The sequence below is a fragment of the Longimicrobium sp. genome (genome assembly GCF_035474595.1).
Taxonomy (GTDB): Bacteria; Gemmatimonadota; Gemmatimonadetes; order Longimicrobiales; family Longimicrobiaceae; genus Longimicrobium.
On sequence record NZ_DATIND010000001.1, the window covers coordinates 37,380 to 54,526 of the forward strand.

Genomic DNA, 17,147 nt, shown 5'->3' on the forward strand with positions numbered 1-17,147 from the left:
GACTTAGGACTCAGCACTTCGCTCCACCGCAGTCCCCGAATCCCAACTTTCCTTGAGGTCATAGATCATGTACGCACTGGTGGACCGCGAACGCGAGGCGATGCTGGGCGGCCTGCGCGTGGTCGCGCGCTACCCGGCCTTCGTGCTGGTGAGCGGCGACGAGCTTCCCGCCGGCCTCCCCGCCGGCGAGGTGGAGGTCCTGGGCGACGAGACCATCTCCGTGCACGGCGAACCCGTGCGCATCGCCGGGGGCGTGTTCGAGACGGGCGATGCGCCGCACGTGCTGGTGCGCTTCGTCGGCCCCGTCACCGGGGAGTGGAAGGGCGAGCTCGCCGCGAAGTCGGTGGAGGTGCTTTTCTGGTGCCCCCGCTTCGGCGCCTGCGTCGCCCTTCCCGAGGGAATGGACGGGGCCGCGCTCCAGGCCGCCTTCCCCTTCATCGCCGGCGCGCAGCCGTACCTGGAGGAGCACTGCAGCCGCGGGCTCGAGGAGCAGTCCGGCAGCCGCACCGTCTCCCCGCCGGACCTGTACGACCTCGTCTGCTTCTCGAAGGAAGACCGGGCGCGCGTCGCCGAGGAGCTGAAGGGGATGGGGATCGAGGTGCTCGACGCGTCCTCGTCCAAGATCCGCGTGCGCTTCCAGGGCGATCCGCAGGTGCTCCGCGACATCGTGGGCGTGAAGATCGTGGACCCCGCCCGCGTTCCCGTCACCCTGCAGACCGCGGCGGCCGCCGCCCCGGCGACGACCGCCGGCGCGCTCGGCCTGGCCGGCGGCGAGGCGGCGGGGCTCACCGGGCGCGGCCAGGTGATCGCCGTGGCCGACACGGGGCTGGACACCGGCGCGGCGGACGCGTCGCTGCACCCCGACTTCCGCGGCCGCGTGCGCTTTCTCCGCAGCTGGCCCGTGAACCCCTCGTGGTCGCCGTTCGTGAAGACGCCCGGCGCCGACGACGGCCCGGCCGACCGCAACAGCGGCCACGGCACCCACGTGGCCGGGCTGGCGCTGGGCGGCGGCGCGCTCGAGGGCGCCCACCGCGGCGTGGCGCCCGAGGCGGAGCTCGTCTTCCAGTCGCTGGAGCAGTACACCGACGTCGCCACCGCCTACGCGTCGCGCATCCCCACCGGCTACTACCTGAGCGGCCGGCCGCTGGACCTGCGCGAGCTCTTCCGCGAGGCGCGGGCGCAGGGCGCGCGCATCCACGTGAACTCGTGGGGCGACCCGGCGCAGGGGCGCTACACCGACGACTGCTTCGAGGCCGACCTGTTCCTGCGCGAGAACCCCGACGCGGTGGTGCTCTTCGCCGCCGGCAACGACGGGTGCGACCGGGACGGCGACCGGCTGCGCGACGCGGGATCGCTCTACGCGCCGGCCACGGCCAAGAACGTCGTCACCATCGGCGCCACCGAGGGCGCCGCGTCGGGGGTGGGCGTCCGCGGCAGCTGGGGCGACATGGACCCCGCGTTCGACCGCTACCGCAGCACCGCCGACCGCGCCGACGCGGTGTCGGGCGATCCCACGCAGCTGGCGCAGTTCTCCTCCGCCGGGCCCACGGCGGACGGGCGCATCAAGCCCGACGTCTGCGCGCCGGGGACCAACCTCGTGGCCCCCCGGTCGCAGCGCTGCCGCGGCAACGGCTGGGGGCTGGCCAGCCCGCTCCCGTACTACATGTACTTCGGCGGGACGTCGATGGCCAACGGCGTGGCGGGCGGGTTCGCCGCGCTGGTGCGGCAGGCGTGGGAGGCGGAGCTGGGGCAGGCCCCCGGTGGCGCGGCGCTGAAGGCGCTGCTGGTGCACGGCGCGCGCCCCGTCCTCCGCCGCGACGGAAAGGGCCCCGAGCCGCGCACCGCGGCCGGGTTCGGGCGGCTGCACTTCGACGGCTGCGCGCCGCGCCAGGCCGACCGGACGGTGAAGCTGGTGGAGGACGCGCCGGGGCTCGGCAGCGGCGAGCTGCGCGAGTACCGCTTCACCCTGCGCCGCGCGGGGACGGTGCGCGCGGTGCTGGCCTGGTACGACGCGCCGGGCGAGCGGCTGGTGAACGACCTGGACCTCACCCTTTCCGGCCCCGCCGGGAAGGTGTGGGGGAACCACCCGGCCGGGCAGGCGGGCGCGCCCGACCGCGCCAACACCGTCGAGGTCGTGCACCTGGACGACGCGGCGCCGGGCGAGTACGTGCTCCGCGTGACCGGCGCCAACGTTCCCGCCGGGCCGCAGCCCTTCGCGCTGGTCTACACCCACCCCGCGTCGCCCGCCGTCATCGAGCTCCCGGTGGACTTCATCTCGGGGATCGGCGCGGCGGCGGCGAAGAAGCTCGCGGCGGCCGGAGCGGCGACGGTGGGCGCGCTGCAGCGGATGGGCGACGACGAGATCGCCGCGCACACGGGGCTGCGCGGGAAGAAGCTGGAGACGCTGCGCGGCCGGCTGGCCGCGCTGGAGAGCGCGGCCGCGCGGCGCCCCGCCGCGGGGCTGCCGCCCTCGCTCACGCTGGCCCAGGTGGGCGCCCCCGCGGCGCCGCCCCCCGCCGGCGTGGCCCCCGAGGCGTGGACCCGCGCCGCGGCCGAGCTGCGGCCGCTGGCCGAGGTGTTCGACCGCACCCGCCTGGGACGCATCCGCCTGGCCGACCTGTTCGGCGCGGCGGGCTGAAACCGCAGGACCCCCAATCAACCGAATCTCACGGAGAACTACATCATGGCGGAGAGCAAGAAGCCGCGGGCGCAGCAGCCCGGGGCGGAAGCCGAGGTGAAGGAGCAGGAGATGGAGCTCGCGGGCGCGGCCGTTCCCACGGGGAGCATGTCGCTGGCCGAGGCGGGCGTGGACGCGCCGGTGATCGGCGCCCCGGTGGGCGGCTTCTCGCCCGACTTCATGCCCGCGGGCGCGTCTACCGGCGCGCTGGCGCTGGGCGCCGACGTCACGGGCGGGCTGACCAGGCTGGCGCCCACCTTCGGCGAGGTGCTGCTGTCGGTGGGGCAGGGGGTGGCCGAGTCGCAGGCGGCGCTCGACCGGTCGCTCATCGACACGGCCAAGGAGCTGAGCAAGACCAAGATCAAGGTGGTGACCGACGTCATCCAGAAGCTGGACGACGACGGCCTTCCCGACGCCGAGCAGACGCAGCTGATCACCGAGGACGTGTCGCTGATCAACTTCCTGAGCCCCGAGGTGCACGAGTGGAAGAACGTGGCCATCTCGATGGACTTCGAGGTGGGCGCCATCGACTCGGAGCGCGGGGTGCAGTTCAAGCAGAGCCAGGGCACCAGCAAGGTGCAGGCTGGCGCCAGCTTCTGGGGCTTCGGCAGCTGGTTCAACTACGACTACCAGTCGCAGTCCACCCAGGTGAACAGCCACAGCGACTCCGAGAGCAGCTGGGCCACCGGCCAGGTGAAGCTCGACGCCACCCTGGCGCCGCGCCGCACCGAGAAGTTCACCGCGCCGTCGCAGGTGGTGATCGGGCCGCAGATCTTCTTCGCGCAGGGCGCCATCACCAGGGTCACCGCCAGCGGCAAGGAAACCGCCCGGTCGATGCCGATCACCGTGACCGTGCTGAAGGCCAGCGGCGAGCCGAACCCCAACGCGCCGCTGGTGGTGGAGTGCGACAAGTTCGGGTACTCGTTCGTGGCCGACGCCCCCTTCAAGGGGAGCCTGACCAACCCCGACGGGCAGGTGAAGGTGATGGTCACGCGGCAGATCCCCGACGAGCGCTTCTCGGCCGCGCAGAAGGGCACCGTGACCGTGCGGCTGGGCGCCATCGTGCGCACCCTCGAGATCGTCCTCTGACCCCCCCCTTTGACGCTGAACGCGGAAAGCGAGACATAGAACGATGGCGGACAACAACCTGCCGGCGGGGCTGTTCGGCTCCGTGCTGGCCACCGGAACGAGCGACGTGAGCGGCGAGGGGCGGGCGGCCGGCCTGGCCTTCGGCGAGCTGATCAAGAAGACCGGCGAGGCCGTGGCCGAAACGCAGAAGCTGCTGAACCACACCTCGGCGCAGTCGGCCACCGCGCTGGCCACCACGCTGGTCGACGTGGTTGCGGTGGAGGAGAAGACGTACAACGACTCGGGCGTGCTGACCACCAGCACCGCGCACACCATGCAGCTGCCGCTGGTGAACTTCATCGACCCCACCTTCTACCGCTGGAGCCAGGTGCGGCTGCAGGGCGAGTTCATCGCCCGCGAGTTCACCGGCGAGAGCGACACCGGCACCGACACGGCCACCTCGCAGAGCAACGTGGGGATCAGGCTGGGCGGCATCTTCGGCATCGGCTACGCGTCGGGCGGCGGGAGCAGCACGGGCACGTCGACGAGCACCGACACGAAGACCACGGCCAGCGAGGACTACTCGTACGGGCGGATCCGCGCCAACGCGCAGCTGAACCCCCGCCCCGACGTGGTGGTGCAGCGCCCCAACCAGGTGATCCAAGGCCCGCGCCTGGCCGTGATCTCGGGCGACGTGCAGGACGAGAAGACCGACGCCAGGATCACCGGCCGCACCATCAAGGTGCTGCTCACCTACCACCGCGCCTCGGGCGAGCCCATCAAGGACAAGCCGCTGGCGATCGACGTGCAGGGGCTCACCTGGAGCTACACCAACCCGGCGCAGGACAAGACCGACGCGAACGGGAACCTGCAGATCACCGTGCACCGCGACATCCCGCTCGACGGCGAGGGGAACCAGGGCGACACCGCGCCGAAGGACTTCGTGGTCACCGCCCGGATCGGGATCATCCAGAACAGCACGACGATCACGTTCTGAGTGAAAAGTGCCCAGTGCCTAGTGCCTAGTGCCTGGTTCTGGTGTCTCACGGACGGCGGTGCGGTTCACTTGGCACTTGGCACTTGGCACTTGGCACTTGGCATTTTGGCACTACTACTCGCAGCAACGACGGAACCGATGAGCGACGGATCCACGGGCGCCCCGCCTAGCATCGGGGTGGAGTTCGGGTCGCTGCTGACCACCACGGTGGCGGCGGTGGCGCAGGCGCAGCAGGAGCTGGACGACCGCACGCTGGCGCGCTCGCGCGAGTACCGCGCCCTTCCCGATGGCGAGCTGGCGGTGCCGCCGCTCTGGTTCGCCTTCAGCCAGGTGGCGCTGGAGCTGGAGATGTCGGCCACGGTGGCCGGCGGCGCCACCGGCGACGGGCGGCTCTTCTGCCGCACCGCCGACCCCACCATGGTGGGGCTGTACGGCTACGAGGCCTCGGCCGGGGTGAAGGTGCGGCTGCTGATGGGCCCGCGCGGGCCCCTGACCATCAAGGACGCGGGCGGCGACGACGCCCGCTGAACCATAGAGCGCAGGACGGAGCGAGATGGAGGACACACCGCAGGCCGGCTATCCGCAGATCCCCCTGGACATGCCGGTGTCGGGGGTCACGGCGGCCACCCTCACCACCGGGACCACCGACCCGGCGGTCACCATCAGCGCGCTGCAGCAGCAGGTGACCGACCTGCAGCTGGCCAACACGCAGCTGCGCAGCCAGCTGGTGACCATGCAGGAAACGGAGCTGGCCTACCGCGAGAAGCTGGTGGCGCTGCAGCAGACCGAGATCACGCTGCGCGAGCAGCTGGGGCAGACGCAGACGCAGTCCGGCCGCGAGCCCGACGACTTCGCCAGCGCGGTCAGCCACTCGCTCGACACGCTGCAGACGCGGCTCTCGGGGCTCTCCAACCCGCTCACCGACTTCGCGGTGCGCGAGTTCTCGATCGACGCGAAGGTGGCGGTGAACGTGACGCGGCTGGGCACCGTGGAGTACCGCTTCATCCAGCCCGGCGAGAAGGTGGACCCCACCGCCGTCAGCAACGTGAAGATGACGGTGGTCCCGGTGCCCAAGCAGACGCAGGCGGGAAGCTGGGGCCCGGTGGAGTTCACGCCGTCGGCCGGGGTGGACGAGATCCGCGGGATCGGCAGGCAGCTCCGGCAGCAGCTGAACCAGGAGGGGATCTACACCGTGGGCGACCTGCTGCACGCCGGCGGCCGCGTCCGCGGCACGGTGGAGCTGGCCTCGCTGCTCGAGGTGGACCGCTACCGGGTGGAGGAGTGGCTGGCGCACGCGCAGCTGCTGACCATCCGCGACGTGGACGGACGCACCGCGGGGGTGCTGTACGAGCTGGGGATCCGCAACCTGGAGCAGCTGGCCGCGAGCAACCCCGAAACGCTGGCCGCGGAGTTCAACGGCCAGGTGCAGCGCACCGGCCGGCGCCGCGTGAACGAGGTCGACGCCGCGCGGGTGACGCCGTGGATCGTGGCGGCGCGCAACTTCCTGGGCCAGCAGCCGCCCGCGGAGCCAGAGCCCATCCCGCCGGCCTCGCCACAGGATTCACCGGCATAAGGAAGAAAAGAAGTCCTAAGTGCTAAGTCCTAAGTCCCAAGTGGGGCACTCAGCACTCAGCACTCAGCACTCAGCACTCAGCACTCAGCACTCAGCACTCAGCACTCAGCACTCAGCACTCAGCACTCAGCACTTAGGACTTAGGACTTAGCACTTAGGACTTAGCACTTCGTTCCTCACGGACCGGGGCATCCCCCCGGCACCGGAGGACGGCTCTGGAACGGGGCGCGTCCCGAGCCGGCGGTCACCGCCGGGGAGGGCGTCATCCGACGGGAACTGGAGTAGGGGAGAACGGGGGATCACCGTCCGCCAGGCACCGGGCACGGGCGCAGGCACGGCGGGGAACCGGAAACGGAAGCGAAGGGGATGGGCTCCGGACCTGAAGGGCGTTCGCCACTACGGGAACTCAACCCGGATGGAACGGTCCACCGGAACCGACGTGGACGCGGAAGGACAACTCGCACGGCCCAGACCAACGACCCGGGCGGACCGCGGTGAGCGCGGAGCCGGCCGCATCGCAGCCGCCCGACACCAGGGCACGCCGCCCGCTCGCGAGAGCGGGCCGACACGGCCCAGGCCGGGAGCTGGAGCGAAGCGCGGAAGGGCCGCGGCAATATGCGCGGGAGGCAGCAGGGCGGCACGGGCGATCATCCCGACGGCCATTCGAAACAGCGCTCCCTCCAGGGGGCGCCGGGAAGCGGCGCGGCATTCCGGTCTTCCGGGGTGCGAGCGGCGGACCGGGCGGGCAACGTCACCAGGGTCGGGGCGGCCTCCGCAGCTACGCTGTGGGAGGCCGTCCGCATTTGGGGGAAGATGAAGAAACCGGGCCGGCGCCGCCGCTCCGGGTGGTAACGTCATCCCGTGCCGTCCCCCACGCTGCGCGTCCAGGGAGGTGTGAAAGGAGATCGGTCGTGAGCGCCGATGCCGCGGAGTGAGCGGATCAGCCTCGCGCAGTTTGCGAGGCTTCCCGTGGTTGTTGCTGCGACTTCAGTCGCCGGTGGCCGGGGGCGGCGGGAACCTCGGAGCCTTGGTCGCATCTCCCAAGCAGACGTGCTGTCCGGCGATAGATCCTTCGGCCTGCGGGCATTCGCGCGGGGACGCGCGCGGTGTGGACGGCCTGAATAGAAAGTCAGTCCAGATTGTGTTGTTCTGGGCGCCCGACTTTCATCCTCTGTGGTCGCGCGCAGCGCGGTGTCCGACTCAGGATGACGTCTGTGTCTATTTCTCGCGTTCGGCCCCATAGACGGCAGGCGGCGCACCGATGGACCGATGCGCCGCCCTGTCGATCGTCTACCGGAGATTCGGCCTACGCGGCGCGGAGCCACTGGCCCAGCTCGGCCAGCGTCGGGCGCTTGCCGGTGCTGAGGATGCCGACGCGGTAGATCTTCCCGGCGACCCAGGCCACGGCCCACACCGTCACCACCAGCAGCGCCAGCGACGCGGCGATCTGCAGCGGCGGAATGGTCGTGGTCGCGAGCCGGATGGCCATCGTCACCGGCGCGGTGAAGGGGATGAGCCCCAGGACCGTGGCCGTCTGCCCCAGCGGGTCGCCCACGATGCGGCCCACGAACATGATGGGCACGATCAGCGGCAGGATGGCCAGCATCTGGAACTGCTGCGCCTCCTGCTCGCTGTTCACCGCCGCGCCCAGCGCCGCGTACACGGCCGAGTACAGCAGGAAGCCGAGCACGAAGAAGCCGACCAGCCCCGCCACGGCCGTTGCCGGCACGTGCAGCACGTCGAAGGTCTCCGGCGGCACGTGGAAGCGCGCGGCCAGCGTGTTCCCGCGCATCCCCACCGCGGCGGTGAGGGCGGCCCAGATGGCCACCTGCAGCAGGGCCACCGCGCACACGCCCACGATCTTCCCCAGCATCAGGTGGCTGGCCTTCATGGAGCTGACGATCACCTCGCTGATCTTGTTCGTCTTCTCCTCCAGCACGCTCCGCAGCACGTTCATCCCGTAGAACAGGATCATCATGTACATCAGGAAGCCCACGATGTAGCTGAGGAAGAAGCGCGACACGGCGCTGCCGCCCTTCTCGCCCTGCTCGGTCACCTGCATGGTGGTGAGCTCCACCGGCCGCACCAGCGCCGCCACCTGCGCCGGCGCGATCCCCGACTCGCGCAGCCGCGCAGCCTGCACCCCGCGCGACGTGGCGCGGCGCAGGTCGCTCAGCACGTTGAAGTTGGCCACGTTGCGGGCCCGGTAGTCGGCCTGGCTGGTGCGCACCAGGTCCGGCGGAAGGTACAGCCAGCCGTCGATCTCCTTCTTCGCCACGCGCTGGACCAGGCTGGCGTGCACCTGGTCCAGCGGGCGGGCGATGCGCTCGACCACGTAGGTGTTGCCGTCTTCCGACTTCGCGTCGGGATGCGTGAGCGCCTGCTCCACCATCTGCCCCACGCCGGCGGGCGCCTGGTCCACCATGGCGATCCTGTGCTCGCCGCCGCCCGAGCCGCCGCGCGCGGCCAGCGCGAACATCCCGGCCATGAACAGCGGGAACACCAGCGTGGAGATCACGAAGCTCCGGCTGCGCACGCGCTCCAGGAACTCGCGGCGCATCACCACCATCACCTCAGACATGGGCCACCTCGGGACGGCGGTTGGGGGTCACGGCGCCGCCCACGCGATCGATGAAGATCTCGTGGAGGCTCTTCTGCTCGCGCTCGAAGCGCACCACGGGGGCGTCCAGCTGCGCCAGCGCGCCCATCAGCGCGCGCGGGTCGCCGTCCAGCTCGATGCGCCACCCCTCGCGGTGGGGCGTCACCGCGCCGAAGCGCGTCTCGCGCGCCATGAAGGCGCGCGCGGCCTCGGTGGCCGGATCGAACTCCACGTACCAGCGGTTGCCCAGGTTCTCGCGCCGCACGTCCTTCAGCCGCCCGTCCAGCACCTTCTTCCCCTGCGCGATGATGCACACCGCCTCGCACATCTGCTCGGCCTGCTCCATGTTGTGGGTGCTGAAGATCACCGTCTTCCCGCGGTCGCGGGCCGAGAGCATGGTGTCGCGCAGCACCTCCTGGTTCACCGGGTCCAGGCCGGACTGCGGCTCGTCCAGGATCAGCAGGTCGGGGTCGTGGATGACGGTGGCGATGAACTGCACCTTCTGCTGCATCCCCTTCGACAGCGTTTCGACCTTCGCCAGCTTCCAGTCGCCCAGCCCCATCCGCTCCAGCCACTGCTCGCCGTCTACCCGCGCCTTGCGGCGGTCGGCGCCCTTCAGCTCGGCGAAGAAGACGATTACGTCGATCACCTTCATCTTCCGGTAGATGCCGCGCTCCTCGGGAAGGAAGCCCACGCGGCGCAGCACCGTGCGGTCGGTGGCGGGGTCGGCGCCCAGCAGCGAGACGCGCCCCGAGTCGCGGGCGATGATGTTCATCACCATCCGCAGCGTGGTGCTCTTGCCTGCGCCGTTGGGGCCCAGGATGCCGTAGATGGTGCCCGGGGGCACGCTCAGGCTCAGGTCGTCGACGGCGGTGTGGCCGGAGAACCGCTTCGATACTCCGTCCAGGATCAATGCGTCGTTCATGCGGGTCAGCGGGTGCGGGGGCCGCGGCGCGCTGGGCGCGGCGGGGCGCGACTGGTCCATCGCGCCGGGCGAAGTTTACGCAAGCGTCCGGAGGATGGATTCAGCCGCGGCCCCGAACGGCGGGTTCCGCGCCGCGAATGGCACGGATGCGGGAACGAGCGGGATGCCGCGGGAACGGAAAACGGATCGGAAGCTGGGATCGGGAGATGGAGACCGGCGATAGATCAGGAGATGAAGTTCGGGAGATGAAGTTCGGGAGATGGAAGACCAGGCGATACGATCACGAGCTGCAGGGGGGAGGATACGACGACGAGGCCGGTCCGGCGCGGACCGGCCTCGTATCGCTCGCGGCGGCCCGATCCGGGTGATCGACGCGGCCATCGCAAGCGCGGCGGCCTCAGGCGCAGGGGTTCCCGCAGCTGGTGATGTCCGTGCAGTCCGAAGTGCAGCGGGTGTAGATGGTCCCCGCGTTCCCGCGCACGGTGCCCACGTTCGGCGTGTCGCCCTCCACCGTCGCGAACCCGTTCACCTTCAGCTCGTCGATGTTCAGCTTCAGCTTTTCCATGAGTCCGCTCCCGGAAAGAGAGTGAGGTGCCGGGCGACAGGTTCGCCCGGAGGCGGCTTCCGCACGGCGGCGAAAGCTTCGGCACCCATGCTATCAAATACAGTCCGGTAATGCAAGTAGCCGATCCCGCTCGCGGCTTCCGGGCGAGTGAGGGGAGACCGGCCGCGATTTTGCCGGTTGCCGCCGGCATGGCTACCAGGATCCATCAGACCATCCGGAGCGAGCGCGCGGTCCCCGGCGGGCGGCGGCTGGAGGTGGAGTTCCGCACCACCGGCGAGTCGATCCCCGCCATCCTGCTCCTTCCCGAGACGTCGCCGTCGGGCGGGGTGCTGCTGCTGCACGGGTACTCGTCGCGGCGCGAGCACATGGCCGAGGGCGTGGGCGAGTCGCTGCAGCGCCACGGGCTGGCCAGCCTGTCCATCGACCTGCCGCTGCACGGCACCCGGCACGACCCGCTGCAGGCGCAGGCGGCGCGCAACCCGCTGGCCATCTTCGGCCTGTGGCGGCAGGCGCAGCGCGAGGTGAAGCTGGCGCTGCACTACCTGGCCGCGCGGCCCGAGGTGGACCGCGGGTGCCTGGGCGTGGCGGGCTACTCGCTCGGCAGCTTCCTGGCCGTGATGCTGGCGGCCGACGAGCCCTCGGTGCGCGCCGTGGTCCTGGCCGCCGGCGGCGACCTTCCCGCGGAGACGCCGCTCGCGCTGGCTGCCCGCGCCGTGGCCGACCCCATGCGGGCGGTGCGCCGGCTGGACGGGCGCCCGCTGCTGATGATCCACGGCAGGAACGATCGCACGATGAAGCCGGAGCAGGCCCGGCGCCTGTTCGAGGCCGCGCGGGAGCCCAAGGAGATCCGCTGGTGGAACGCGGGCCACCGCCTCCCGCCGGACGCCATCGACTACGCCGCCGACTGGCTGGTGCGCCAGCTCGGCCGCCCCAAGGAGCAGCGCGCCGCGGGGTGAGGCCCGAGCAGCGCGGGTGCCGCGATCCATATCTGGTCGCGCAGGGTGGACGATGGCCCGTGGCTCGGATAGAATACGCCTACTTTAGCTGTCGCATCACCGCGTTTCTCTCCTCCCTGATTCATGTCCCGGACAACGCCCGAGCAGAGACGCGCGTTGGTGACGACGCCGCGGGACGGCTACCTCACCACCAGTCCACGCGGTGAGGCTTCCGGCGCGCACATCCTCCTCGAGCTTGCCGATCGTCCGGTGGGGCTCGCCATCTGGCGTGTGTTCCGGCTGCTGACGTTGTGGATGGGTGAGCCGCCGGAAAGCCGCCGCGGGCTGCTGGACGCAGACAAGGTGCACGCGGCGCTGCTCGCGACCGCCGGCGACCAGCCGTTCGATCCCGAAGATCCTCGTGGTGCGCTCGTCTTCATTCTCGGCGAGATCACCGCATCGCAACCCGACTTGAGACGGGCTGCGCGGGCCTGCCTCGCCGTGGCCGATTGGGCTCTCGGCGCAGGTGCGGAAGACACCGCGCTGGCCTTCGCCCGCGCCGCCGCGCTCGTGGGGCAGAACGCGCGTTATGCGTGGCTTGCCGGCCGGCTTCACCGCGAGCACAACCAGGCCCTGCAGGCCGAGATCTGGTGCCAGGTCGCCTACTCCCTCGCGGCACGAGAACACGACTGGGAGATCGGGGCACGCGCTCTCATGTCCTGGGGCCACGTTCACCTGAATGTCGGCCGGTACGCGAAGGCGAAGCGGCTCTTCGAACGCGCGGTGGCGACGGCCCACCGGTTCAAGCTGCCGGATCGCGAGGGTGAGGCTCACCACTACCTGTTCACGGTGGCGAGAGCCGTCTCCGACCGTTCCTCCGCGGATTTCCACAGCCGTGCGGCGGCCGCGTTGTACGGGCCCGAGCATCCCACGCTTCCCAACTTCGCGCACGACCTGGCCACCTACTGGATGGACAGCGGCGACTATCCGCACGCCCTGCAGGTGCTTCTCGCGCTGGTGGGCGAACCCTCCATCGAATCGTACCCGCTCCAGCTCCTCTTCGCAGGGTCGGCGATGCGGGCCGCAGGAGCGTGCGGGCAGAACGCCACCTATGACGCGCTGAGGCGTCGGTTCGAGGCGCTGTGCGTGGAGTGCCCCACCTCACCCTTTTACGCACAGGCTCTGCTGCACGCAGGGCGCGGCGCGGCACTCCTGCTGCGCTGGACCGCGGCTGAAGATTTAACCTTGAAAGCCCTCGCCGCGGCCCGCGCAACGGGGCAGCACGACACCATGTTCGCGGCGGAGCAGCTTCTCATGGAAGTGCGTGAGCTGCATCCGTTCAAACGGGTCGTTCACGAAAATCCCGAGAATGCAGAGGCTACGCGCGTCACGGTCCAGTCACTGAGCGAGCGGCTCTCCGGGGTGGGAGCGTCGCTCGCGTCCACATAAGCGAGATCGCCTCAGTTTCCACCGCCCGCAGTGCCAGGGCCGCGCTTTGCCGAATCGGGGGCGAACTCGGTGTGGTGCGCCGTGCTCGGCGGCGTGGGGGCGGTGATCTCGGCCTGCCGCGAGCAGCCTTGCGACGCGAGCAGCACGAGTGCGAGAACCGGGAGCAGTGAACGGCTTTGCATCTTGATCCTCCTGAGAGAACTGGGGTGAACATCGGGAGCAGCGGAATCATCCCCCGTTCATTTCCATTCGTCAACGTGGACATTGCCGGAATTGACCGGGTGTGCGATCGGACAAAACAAGAGGCCGACTCCGCCGGAGCCGGCCCCTTCGTCTTCCCGCTGTGGGATTTTACCTGCGTCGTCGCGGGTTCAGCGCTTGCGGCCTCCGCGCGAACTCCGCGCAGGCGGAGTGCGTGCCGTTGTAGCCGCCACCGCAGCAGACGTTCGACAGTTCGAGGTACACGCCGGCGCGCTGCATTCCGCGGTCCGGCGAATGCCACCGCCGCTGGTGGCGACCGTGAAATCGTTGGTGATCACTTCCACCGAAGAGTCGTTGCCCGCGTGCGACCTTCGTTCTAGGTCTAGGCTCCTCCGCCGAACGTACCCGGCCCTCGCTTCAGGCTGTCGACCGACGCGTCGTTGTGGGCCGGAGTCGAGGGGGCGGTGATTTCATTTTCTCTGGCGCAGCCAGCAACGGTGAGCACCACCACGAGCACGAGCGGAAGAGATCGACGGACTCGCATCGGACATGCTCCATGCAGACGGTGAATTGAGAACGGAGGACACGGAATCATCCCCCGTTCATTTCCTTCCGTCAACATGGACATTGCCTGAATTGACCGGGTGGAGATTTGTACGATCGAGAGGCCGGCCCCATTCCGGAGCCGGCCTCGTCACGTCACCACCCACTGCTCATCTGCTCGCGTCCGCCTTCACCGTGGGTTAACCGCACCGTCGCATCGGCCGCACCGGAACTCCGCGCAGGCGGAGTGTGTGCCGTTGTAGCCGCCACTTCAGTGGCATTTTTCCCCCCACCGAACCGAACCGAACCGAACCGAACCGAACCGACCCGAACCGATCCGAACCAAACCGCACCCCGTCAGCGGCCGGCCCCGCTCACGGCTCGTCCTCTTCCTCCTCCGCGGGCTTGTCCGGGTCGTCGGGCTCGGGGAGGGCGCGTACGGCCACGGGGGTGATGCCGGCGGCGCGGAGCCGGCGGTTCAGCTGGTCGAGGTCCTGCTGCTGCAGCGCGCGCCACGCCGCGAGCGCCACGTCCAGCGCGCGGAGACGCTGGTCCACGGCCTCGAGCGCCTGGCTGGTGGGCGCGGCGTCGGCGCTCTCGACCAGCGCGTAGAGCGTGGCCAGGTCGCCGTTCAGCTGCGCCAGGCTCATCGGCGCGCCGGCCGCCGCCGGTTCGTCGTCGCCCTCGTCGAGCGCGGCGGCGCGCTGGTCGAAGGTGGCGATGCCGGTCTGCAGCTCGGCCGCGCCCTTTCCCTTCAGCGCGGTCAGCTGCGTGCGCACGCCGCGGAGCTGGCCCAGCGCCTCGCTGTCGCGGCGCAGCCCGTCCGCCAGCCGCAGCGCCACGTCCAGCTGCTGCGCCAGCGCGGGCATCGGCGTCCGCACGCGCGGGTCCATGCGCACCGTGAGCGGCTGCGTGTACGCGCGCCCGTCCACCGTCAGCCGCACCGTGTACGCGCCGGGGAGCGCCCACGGCCCGCGCGGCTCCTTCGGCGTGTCGCGCGGCGTGGCGGAGATGGGGTACGCGCGCTCCAGCACGGCGGGCGGCGCGTGGTGCAGGTCCCACACGAAGCGGTGCATCCCCGCCTCGCCCGACAGCCGCTGCGGCGGGCGCACCCAGTACCAGGGCACGTTCCCCTCCGTGCGCACGGACGTCACCGAGTCGGTGCTCGCGTAGCGGCGGACGACGTGCCCCGCCGCGTCCACGATCTCCAGCGTCACGGGCGCCGAGGTGGCGCGGCCCAGCCAGTAGTCGATCACCGCGCCGTCGGGCGGGTTCTGGCCCATCGGCTCGTCCGGCGGCAGCGGCGTGTCGGTGTACGTGTTCCAGCGCGCGCGGACGGCGTCGTGCGGGCGGACGAGCATCGCCCCGGCCATCTCCGTCCGCGCGTCCAACTGCCGCAGCGGCGTCACATCGTCCAGGATCCAGAAGCCGCGGCCGTGCGTGCCGGCGATCAGGTCCTGGTCGTGGACCACGAGGTCGCGGATGGACGACGCCGGCATGTTCAGCCGCAGCGACTGCCAGTGATCGCCGTCGTCGAACGAGACGTACACCTCGCGCTCCGTTCCCGCGTAGAGCAGGCCACGGCGCACAGGGTCCTCGCGGATGGCGTTGGTGATCCCCGCGTTCGGAATCCCCGCCACGATCTCCTGCCACGTCCTCCCGCCGTCGCGCGTGCGGAGGAGGTGCGGACGCAGGTCGTCCAGCCGGAAGGTGTTGATGGCGGCGTAGGCGACGGCCGTGTCGAAGCGCGACGCCTCGATCACCGACACCTTCGCCCAGGGGACCAGCTGCGGCGGGGTGACGTTGCGCCAGTGCGCGCCGCCGTCCGAGGTCACGTGGATCTGCCCGTCGTCCGTCCCCGCCCAGATGCGCCCCGCGTCCAGCGGACTCGGCGCGAGCGCGTAGACTACGCCACGGTGGTGCCCCTTCTCCGGGTCCTCGCCCACGAAGGCGCCGAGGTTCGCGGGGACGGCGTACTGCTCGCGCGTCAGGTCGGGGGAGATCTGCGTCCAGTGCGCGCCGCCGTCCATCGTCTTCCACACCGCGTTGCTGGCGAAGTACAGCGTGTGCGGGTCGGCGGGAGAGAAGACGACCGGCTCGGTGCGCACCACGCGGTAGCCGTTCTCGCGGAAGGCGCGCGGCGCCACGTCCTGCACCTGACCGGTGCGCCGGTCCCAGCGGTTCAGCTTGCCGCCGTACACGATGTTGGGGTCCAGCGGATCGGGCACCACGTAGCCGTATTCCTCCGCGCCCACCGGGTGCCACTCGCGGAAGGTGATCTCGCCGTCGTTGCCGCGGCTGGCGATGCCCACCGACCCGCTCTCCTGCTGCGAGCCGTAGATGTTGTAGGGGAACGAGTTGTCGGTGGAGAGATGGTAGATCTGCGCGGTCGGCTGGTTGTACCACGAGCTCCAGGTCTCGCCGCCGTTCACGGTGATGATGGCGCCCTGGTCCGCCGCGTTCAGGATCACGCGCGAGTTGTTGGGGTCGATCCAGAGCCGGTGGTAGTCGTCGCCGCCGGGCGCGCCGCGGAACGCCTCGAAGGTCTTCCCGCCGTCCGTCGACTTCCAGGTGACCACGTTGGCGACGTAGACCACGTCCGGGTTCTTCGTGTCGGCGCGCACCTCGTTGAAGTCCCCATCGCGTCCCCAGAGGCGCGGATCGGGGTTCTGCAGATGCCAGCTCTCGCCGGCGTCATCGGAGCGGTACAGCCCGCCGCCGCGCCGCGCGCCGATCACCGCGTACATCCGCCGCGGGTCGCTGCGGCTCACCTCGATCCCGATCCGCCCCAGACCGTCGGCCGCGGAGGGGATGCCGTTGGTGATCTGCCGCCACGTCGTCCCGCCGTCGGTGGACCTGTACAGCCCGTTGTTGCGCGAAAGCGTGTACGAGCCGCCGATCTCCCACGGCGCCTGCCGCGCGGACCACAGCACGGCGAACACCGTCTGCGGGTTCGACGGATCGAGCGCCAGGTCCATCCCGCCCGTGTTCTCGTCGCGATACAGCACCTTCTGCCATGTCCGCCCGCCATCGGTCGAGCGGAAGATGCCGCGCTCCGCGTTGGGCCCGTACGGATGCCCGAGCACGGCGGCAAAGACGCGGTCCGGATCGCGCGGATCGACGACGATCTGCGGCACCTGCCGCGCGTCGGCGAGCCCCAGGAGCGCCCACGTCCTGCCGCCGTCCGTCGATTTGAAGATGCCGTCGCCGGTGGAGAGGTCGGGCCGCTGCAGCCCCTCGCCGCTCCCGACGTAGACGACGTCCGGGTTCGATTCGGAGATGGCGATGGCGCCGATGGAGCCGGTCGCCTGGTCGTCGAAGATGGGGCGCCAGACGCGGCCGTAGTCGTTCGTCATCCACACGCCGCCGTTGTTGGCGCCGATGTAGAACACCCCCGGCCGCGACGGCACGCCCACGGCGGCGACCGTGCGCCCGCCGCGGAACGGCCCGATCGTGCGCCAGTGCAGCCCCCCGAAGATCCGCGGGCTCACCTGCGCGCAGGCGGGAGATGGAGATGCGGCCGCGAGGACGGCCAGTGCGGCGAACAGGCCGCGGCGTGCACGGATCATGGGAGGCGCGGGGGCGACGGGAAGCGCTGGTGGGATGATGCGGAAC

At 70.7% G+C, this 17,147-nt stretch carries 11 protein-coding genes; 7 read left to right on the top strand and 4 right to left on the bottom strand.

What is annotated here, in order from left to right; all coding sequences use genetic code 11:
* Positions 1–67 precede the first annotated feature (67 nt).
* The 5 genes from VLK66_RS00150 (at position 68) to VLK66_RS00170 (ending at position 6,315) form a co-directional block, all read left to right on the top strand.
* Positions 68–2,638 carry a S8 family serine peptidase gene (locus VLK66_RS00150; RefSeq protein WP_325306921.1) on the top strand — a complete coding sequence of 857 codons (2,571 nt, stop codon included), beginning with the start codon at positions 68–70 and terminating at the stop codon, positions 2,636–2,638.
* A 45-nt stretch (positions 2,639–2,683) separates the two neighbouring features.
* Positions 2,684–3,766: a hypothetical protein gene (locus tag VLK66_RS00155; protein ID WP_325306922.1), complete on the top strand. Its 1,083-nt coding sequence runs from the start codon at positions 2,684–2,686 to the stop codon at positions 3,764–3,766.
* A 43-nt stretch (positions 3,767–3,809) separates the two neighbouring features.
* Complete coding sequence (locus VLK66_RS00160; protein ID WP_325306925.1) at positions 3,810–4,742, top strand: hypothetical protein; 933 nt, start codon at positions 3,810–3,812, stop codon at positions 4,740–4,742.
* A gap of 138 nt (positions 4,743–4,880) precedes the next feature.
* The gene (locus VLK66_RS00165; protein WP_325306926.1) at positions 4,881–5,270 is read left to right on the top strand and encodes a hypothetical protein; all 390 of its coding nucleotides are present in this window, start codon (positions 4,881–4,883) and stop codon (positions 5,268–5,270) included.
* A gap of 25 nt (positions 5,271–5,295) precedes the next feature.
* The gene (locus VLK66_RS00170; RefSeq protein ID WP_325306927.1) at positions 5,296–6,315 is read left to right on the top strand and encodes a DUF4332 domain-containing protein; all 1,020 of its coding nucleotides are present in this window, start codon (positions 5,296–5,298) and stop codon (positions 6,313–6,315) included.
* A 1,306-nt stretch (positions 6,316–7,621) separates the two neighbouring features.
* On the opposite strand, the gene VLK66_RS00175 is transcribed toward VLK66_RS00170, so the two are convergent.
* The 3 genes from VLK66_RS00175 to VLK66_RS00185 form a co-directional block, all read right to left on the bottom strand.
* On the bottom strand, positions 7,622–8,896 hold the full coding sequence (locus tag VLK66_RS00175) for an ABC transporter permease (protein WP_325306928.1): 1,275 nt from the start codon (positions 8,894–8,896) through the stop codon (positions 7,622–7,624).
* Positions 8,889–9,839: an ABC transporter ATP-binding protein gene (locus VLK66_RS00180; protein ID WP_325306929.1), complete on the bottom strand. Its 951-nt coding sequence runs from the start codon at positions 9,837–9,839 to the stop codon at positions 8,889–8,891. The genes VLK66_RS00175 and VLK66_RS00180 overlap by 8 nt, the downstream gene beginning before the upstream one ends.
* Before the next feature lie 397 nt (positions 9,840–10,236).
* The gene (locus VLK66_RS00185; protein ID WP_325306930.1) at positions 10,237–10,404 is read right to left on the bottom strand and encodes a hypothetical protein; all 168 of its coding nucleotides are present in this window, start codon (positions 10,402–10,404) and stop codon (positions 10,237–10,239) included.
* 188 nt (positions 10,405–10,592) lie between these two features.
* Here VLK66_RS00185 and VLK66_RS00190 point away from each other — a divergent pair, with 188 nt between their 5' ends.
* Positions 10,593–11,360 carry an alpha/beta hydrolase gene (locus VLK66_RS00190; RefSeq protein ID WP_325306931.1) on the top strand — a complete coding sequence of 256 codons (768 nt, stop codon included), beginning with the start codon at positions 10,593–10,595 and terminating at the stop codon, positions 11,358–11,360.
* Between the two features lie 156 nt (positions 11,361–11,516).
* Positions 11,517–12,788, top strand: coding sequence for a hypothetical protein (locus tag VLK66_RS00195; RefSeq protein WP_325306932.1), 1,272 nt, complete (start codon positions 11,517–11,519; stop codon positions 12,786–12,788).
* A 1,118-nt stretch (positions 12,789–13,906) separates the two neighbouring features.
* Here VLK66_RS00195 and VLK66_RS00200 read toward each other — a convergent pair.
* Complete coding sequence (locus VLK66_RS00200) at positions 13,907–17,101, bottom strand: VPS10 domain-containing protein (RefSeq protein ID WP_325306933.1); 3,195 nt, start codon at positions 17,099–17,101, stop codon at positions 13,907–13,909.
* Between the last annotated feature and the right edge of the window lie 46 nt (positions 17,102–17,147).

Coding starts and splice junctions, on each gene's coding strand:
- VLK66_RS00175 (WP_325306928.1), bottom strand. CDS start 8,896: ATGTCTGAGGTGATGGTGGTGATGCGCCGCGAGTTCCTGGAGCGCGTG.
- VLK66_RS00155 (WP_325306922.1), top strand. CDS start 2,684: ATGGCGGAGAGCAAGAAGCCGCGGGCGCAGCAGCCCGGGGCGGAAGCC.
- VLK66_RS00150 (WP_325306921.1), top strand. CDS start 68: ATGTACGCACTGGTGGACCGCGAACGCGAGGCGATGCTGGGCGGCCTG.
- VLK66_RS00180 (WP_325306929.1), bottom strand. CDS start 9,839: ATGAACGACGCATTGATCCTGGACGGAGTATCGAAGCGGTTCTCCGGC.
- VLK66_RS00190 (WP_325306931.1), top strand. CDS start 10,593: ATGGCTACCAGGATCCATCAGACCATCCGGAGCGAGCGCGCGGTCCCC.
- VLK66_RS00160 (WP_325306925.1), top strand. CDS start 3,810: ATGGCGGACAACAACCTGCCGGCGGGGCTGTTCGGCTCCGTGCTGGCC.
- VLK66_RS00185 (WP_325306930.1), bottom strand. CDS start 10,404: ATGGAAAAGCTGAAGCTGAACATCGACGAGCTGAAGGTGAACGGGTTC.
- VLK66_RS00165 (WP_325306926.1), top strand. CDS start 4,881: ATGAGCGACGGATCCACGGGCGCCCCGCCTAGCATCGGGGTGGAGTTC.
- VLK66_RS00200 (WP_325306933.1), bottom strand. CDS start 17,101: ATGATCCGTGCACGCCGCGGCCTGTTCGCCGCACTGGCCGTCCTCGCG.
- VLK66_RS00170 (WP_325306927.1), top strand. CDS start 5,296: ATGGAGGACACACCGCAGGCCGGCTATCCGCAGATCCCCCTGGACATG.